Raw genomic sequence first — 6,206 nt, forward strand, 5'->3', positions numbered from 1 at the left:
ATAGCAGTAATATTTACTTTAACATAACTTCAAAGTTATCTAATGCTAGTAAATTAAGAAGTTGATTAACTAATAAAAATTTATTCATTTCATCTACATCCAATTCTTTAGATGGAGTTGACTCTAAGAAATCTATAAAGTTTTTGATAACTTCTACATCTACTTCACACCTATAACCATTTAGTTTTTCTCCAATAATAGTTCCCCTAATATTCCTTAATCGCTTTAATTCCTTTAAAATGCTCTTGTCCATAATTTTCTCCTTTAGATTAAAAATTTGAGCTTTTGATAAATCAGATGCTCTAACTGATACTTTGTAAAATAACAAATTATAATATTAATTTTTAAGGAGTTGTAACTTATAATAATTATCCTGAAACTTTCAAAATTAAAAGCTTCAGGATAACTCCAAATCAAAAAAACTTGGTGCTACCACTAACTAAACAAAAGAAAAAATAGACTAGGTGCAACTGAGGATTTCTCCTTTCATTTACTAGTTGCACTATAGTATATATTTATAAGATAGACTTTGCTATCTTACATCTCTATAGACTTTAATTCTAGGTAATTATATATCTAATTTAAGCTATATTTTTAGAAGTGATATTATTAATTACAAATAAATAACTTATGTCAAGAATCATAGATTTTAAATATAGCCTAAATCAAATATAAAAGAAATTGAGGAGCTATTTTATAATAACTCCTCAGGTATTGATTATTATGAATTTAAAAACTTTAAAAGATAAAATTAACATTTACCTTTATACTCTTGCTAGATCCCTAGCTCCCACAAAGCACATTGTGGCTTTAGCCACATGCACCATTAAGATATCTATAAAGGAGCATTTTCCCCTCACAAAGTCACACTGTCGCTTTAGCGACTACTCCATCAATTAAATTTATGAAATATTAAATACTTTCGATATGTATTAATTTTAGACAAAAATAGCACTCTAATATTTTTATAAAATAAAAAATTGTCACCTTATAATATTAGAAACTATTTATATTAATGTTTCTGTGATTATAAGGTGACAAAAACTATTTACCTCTTAAAATTCTATCTATTAAATCAATATCTTCAATAAAACTAGGATATGAAAATGCAATATCTGCTCTTTTATCTTCTATTCCTAATTCTGCTTCTGTGATAAAAGGCTCTCCAAATTCCAGATTATCTTTAGCTTGTTTACATATAATCTTCATTCTTGCTATATCGTGATTTTTCTCGAAGTGTTTTCTTGCTAAATCAACTATTCCTCTATGTGTAACTTCAAATAATTTTCTAGTTTTATTATCACTTAATTTATCTTCTACTCCCCATTTAATTGTATTTGTAGTATATATTATCTTAAATGCTTTTCTATAATTTATTAATTTGAACTCACCATCTTCTGAGTTTATTTTTTTTACTACTCTACTTTTAAACTCATTATATTTTCCTACTAATAATATTTTGTTTAAGCTTGAGTATCCCATTTCTTTCATAATAAAAGCTTCTGCTTCTAGTAATATCTTTGCTTCTTTATCTATTATTTCTCTTTCCTTGTTATTATCCTCTATCATAGTAACTTCACTTGATTTTATATATCTCTTATCATTCATTCTTTTAAGTCCACTATTTAAAGCACCTCTTAAAACTGAATAATAATTGTTATGATAATAATTTATAATATTCTTATTGATATTTACTCCTTCTTTAGCAAATAAAAAATCTTTGTTACTATAGCTAATATTATATTCTTTTGAAATTAATGTTGCTAATGTCATTAATTCATTAACACCATAATAAACAATATCATCGTTTCCTTGTAATGCTCTATTGTGAAGAATAGATAATAATACATCTTCAACAACATCTACATATTTTCCAGCTCTTTCTCTAATTGTTTCTGCTGGTTCTTCATATACTCTATGTATGATAAAAGTTGCTTTTTCTCCCTTTTCCCAGTCACAATGATTACTTAAACTTTCAATTTGAAGTATCTTTCCTTTTCCACTCTTCTTTTTCCAATTCATCATTTCACACAATTGCGCATACTTAAAATTTCCAGTTATTAGTTTAATCATAAATAATTTCTCCTTTATATTTTATATTTTTTTGAGTTTTTAATCCTCACTCCACTCTTCAAATCAATGAATGCTAAATCAATATTCATAATTTTTATTTCAAAAATATTATCAGTATAAGCAATTCCAACCGTAAAAAACTGGTACTTTTTAAGCTTCGTACCAACCTAATTTTTCTATATTTTTCTAATTATTACTTGCATGAAATTAACATCTATATTTCCTTTCTTGTCATTTCCATTAGTGAAGCTCTCAACTACTACTGGTACATCTATGAAGTCTTCAACCTTATCAAGTTGATTGCTATGTATAGTTCCTATTTTAGCTCCTATAACGTTCCCTAACCATTGATAAACATTTGTGCTAGTAAGTTCTTGTTTAATTATTATAGTGCTATTATGAGATAATTTTATATTCCCATCATATCTTCCATTAAAGCCTTTGCTTACTGCCCTTTCCACTCTTTGAGCTTGAACTATTGTTATATTATCATTATAGAAATTTTCAGGAGTTGGAATTTCTTTTATAATATAAGGTTTAAATAAATTCACTGTTCCTTCTTCTGCTTCTTCTAATACTGATATAGTCGGCTTGATACTCATTAGAGCTTCTATAGCATAGAAGTAATAATCTATAATGTATTTACTATAGTATTTATTTGAAGTAGCATTTAACCATCTTCTAATAGCTTCACAAATACTATCTTTGGAATAGCTATTGCATAACTCTATAGATTTATCACTGTGCTTAATAGATAACTTATCAAATCTATCACTTTTAATCTTTTCAGCTTCATCAAAAGTAAAATATCCATAGTTAGATATACAAGTAACTACTGCTATATTATTCTCCCATTCATCCATTATATTTTTAATTTCTATTTGATAATCTCTATAATTGTTAGCTATTTTTCTAGCTATTACTTGTACATCATCTTCTATAAAAGAACCTTTTTGAGCATAGAAGAATAAGTTTTTTAAAACTTGGCAACCTTCATCTTTATTAGTTGATACTGATTTGAACAATAAGTATCTATTCCAAAGCATATAATCACTTAATACTGAATTTATACTACCAATCTTAGAGGTTTCTTTATCCTTAAGTAGTGGAAAAAATTGTGGTCTTTTACCTTCATTATTTACATATCTTAAGAAATCATTAATTGCTTCTTCATCAATAACCGTTCCTTTTTTAGGTGCATCTATTACTAGCTGTTGCCAAGTAACTCCTAAGCAAAATAAAGATTCCTTGGACTTCATTCTCTTTTCTATCAACTCTTTTTGTTTTTCTATTGGAGCATTACCAAGGTACATATGTCTATTGATTAAATCCATATTTCCTTTGTATCTTTCAACCAACTCACTAGCTGATAATTTATATTCATTAGAACCTAATTCTGCAAAAGTAAGTGATTGACAATAATCTCCTAATGTTGAACTTCCTATTGCTAAAGCTCCTATGTAATTCTTACTTAATTGTAAATTCATTCTCTTTCTAAACTCTTTACCTTTTGAGAATTTTATCTCAATCTTTTTAGCAGTATCTTCTAATTCATTTTTATTTATAAATGTTACATCTGATTTTATAACAGAGTTCATAAGTATTTTATTTTTACTTACAAAAAGTAAATCGCCATCACACATATTACTCCAATATTTCTATTGGTATAGACTATCTCTTCAACCTCAACATTACTTGCTAGGTTGCCTTGCACTTCCACTGGTGCTAATCTCCAGTGTACTGGCTTACACTCATCAGCCATAGTCGTTACACCTTCTTCTTATTTATAAGAAGCTTGGCTCGGTATTACCATATCATTTCTGACTTAGGCTTCACCGATAGCACTACATAAGTAGCACACCTCTTTTGCTTGAGTTCACAAGGTTATTTTCTAATGTATTACTACACTAGGCAGACAATAACAGTTTATCTGCTCCACTTTTTTCCATTAGATCTGTACCTCTCATATTTACTGTGATAATCTCATTATTATATAGGCAATATCTATCGTGTAACTTAGATTGAACTAACTGTTCATTTGATAATTCAAAAAATCCAGCCATAGGATATCTTCCAGTAAACACCATACCTTCCTCACATTTTATATACCAAGTTCTTGTAGCTAATCCACCTACAATTTGATTTAGATTGGTTATCTTAAATCCTTCATATTCATTAAACTGTTGCTTTGCTAAGTAATTCATAAATAGTATTGCATCAGGAGCTATAATTTTAAATGAACTATCTTGTAATAAGAACTTACCAGCTAAGTGATTTTTAGTTTTTCTTAAAATATTTTGCTCCAGTGTATGTTGAACTGCTGGTATCTTTATAAATTCATCAAATTCACAAGATAACATCTTGTATAACTTATCGTCTTTAGATTGAACCTCATAATCATCATCTTCTTCTATGTTTGATAATGATTTAGCATTTAATCCTACAAATTCTAAACAAGCTGATTTATCCTTAGCTCTTACTTTCTCTAAAAAGTTTTTATTTTCTGATGCTAGTTGCTCCATTTCAGGCTTACTTATTTTTAATAAGTTAAGCATTTGATATGAAGTTTCTGCTACTTGCTTAGAGTATTTATTAGCCTTTTTAACTACCCATATTCTATCAGTTATATGTTGGTATTTATCATAACCTTTAGCTTTCATACATCTATCATAGTCTTCAATCCCTTTGAACCATTTTGATAGTTTTGCCATACTTTCATTAACAACTATAGTCATTGGTGTAATAACTCTCTCTACCCCTCTATAATCGACTATATTCTTCTTAGCATTGTGATAATCTCTCATATAGGCTTCTAAGTCTACACAAGTTAATAACCCTTTAATCCCCATAAATGAACGTATTGTACACCAAGCCATTGTATAATCTAAACCACAAGCCTTAGAAATAGCTTCCATAGCTAGTGGAGTAATAATCCCTGCTCCATCAAATGCAGTTTGTTCTATTTCTTTAACCTCATAATCAAATACATCAATACCTTTTACTACTTGTTCATTAGTTAATCCATCTTTTAGCATTTTAACTGGCTTAGTAACTGTATAATCAATATCTTTAACTATAATTACATTGAATTTATTGTTATCTATTTCTCCATCTGTTATTACTGGTATATCAACCTTTTCAGCTCCAGTTAATCCTAAAGATAATTTTGATAATAAATCTTTTAAATATGAATCTGTAGTCATTTCTATATCATTATACTTACCACCACAAAGTATATCTTCGGTTATACTAAACTCTTTTGCTCTCTCTTTATCTCTAAATAAGCAAACCGAAGCTCTCATTTGTGCTGGTGTACTTATTTGATATTCATATACCTTACCATTATCTTTAGTTTCAAAGTCACCACTATTATCATAAGTAACTCCTTCTACCTTTAAGATGTCTTCTACTAATTGGTCTTTCTTAAAGTCTTGTCCTGAAACTGCTTCATAAACTTCCATATACATATTTCTAGGCATAGTAATTGTTTTTAAAATTTCTCCATTAGTGTTAGTGTTTTTAATTCTTATTCTCTTCATAATAAATACCTCTTTCTTCTTAATTTTTTTATAGTTTTTTACTTATTGTTTTCTTGTTCTAAAATTGCTTTTCTCATAAGTTCTTCAAGTGCTTCTGTCATTGTCTTACCTTGTTTCATACTAGAAACTTTAAAAGCTTTTTTTAAATCCTCATTTACTCTTAGATTGATAATTGCATTTTTCATAAAAAATCTTCTCCTTTTCTTTTTTTGTGTAGATTGTATATGCATAGTGGGTAAAAAAATATTTGTAAAAAATACCCCTTCAATTATATTTGTGAAAAAAGCTGAACTTTTGGGATAGTTATATTGATTAATAACATATATTGCCCTTCACTATATATTGTGAAAAAACTTTAACTTTTCGGGTAGTTAAAAGCTATTTTCAAGATATTAATCCGTTTCCACTGCTTTAAAACGTAAAAAAAGTTGATGAAAATTAATCATCAACTTAAATAAAATTGTTTTTTTATTGAATAACCAAAAAAGAAGCTTCACATAACTATGAAACTTCTTTGAAATCGATATTTTATTGTAAATCTACTCTACAAATTGGAATTTATCGAGGAGTTTTTATCCAATAAATGTTTTATAT

General features: G+C 27.7%; 5 protein-coding genes. All 5 read right to left on the minus strand.

All coding sequences use genetic code 11. The annotated features are described in order from the left end of the window. Positions 1-13: 13 nt before the first annotated feature. The gene (locus SPJ33_RS08840; protein ID WP_321117601.1) at positions 14-253 is read right to left on the minus strand and encodes a hypothetical protein; all 240 of its coding nucleotides are present in this window, start codon (positions 251-253) and stop codon (positions 14-16) included. Between the two features lie 791 nt (positions 254-1,044). Next, positions 1,045-2,073, minus strand: coding sequence for a hypothetical protein (locus SPJ33_RS08845; RefSeq protein ID WP_321117602.1), 1,029 nt, complete (start codon positions 2,071-2,073; stop codon positions 1,045-1,047). A gap of 176 nt (positions 2,074-2,249) precedes the next feature. Beyond that, positions 2,250-3,716 carry a hypothetical protein gene (locus SPJ33_RS08850; protein ID WP_321117603.1) on the minus strand — a complete coding sequence of 489 codons (1,467 nt, stop codon included), beginning with the start codon at positions 3,714-3,716 and terminating at the stop codon, positions 2,250-2,252. A gap of 264 nt (positions 3,717-3,980) precedes the next feature. Continuing rightward, positions 3,981-5,612: a hypothetical protein gene (locus tag SPJ33_RS08855; RefSeq protein ID WP_321117604.1), complete on the minus strand. Its 1,632-nt coding sequence runs from the start codon at positions 5,610-5,612 to the stop codon at positions 3,981-3,983. 38 nt (positions 5,613-5,650) lie between these two features. After that, the gene (locus tag SPJ33_RS08860) at positions 5,651-5,797 is read right to left on the minus strand and encodes a hypothetical protein (protein WP_321117606.1); all 147 of its coding nucleotides are present in this window, start codon (positions 5,795-5,797) and stop codon (positions 5,651-5,653) included. Positions 5,798-6,206: the final 409 nt, after the last annotated feature.

It is taken from the genome of Clostridium sp., assembly GCF_034179595.1.
In the GTDB taxonomy this organism is placed as follows: domain Bacteria; phylum Bacillota; class Clostridia; order Clostridiales; family Clostridiaceae; genus Clostridium.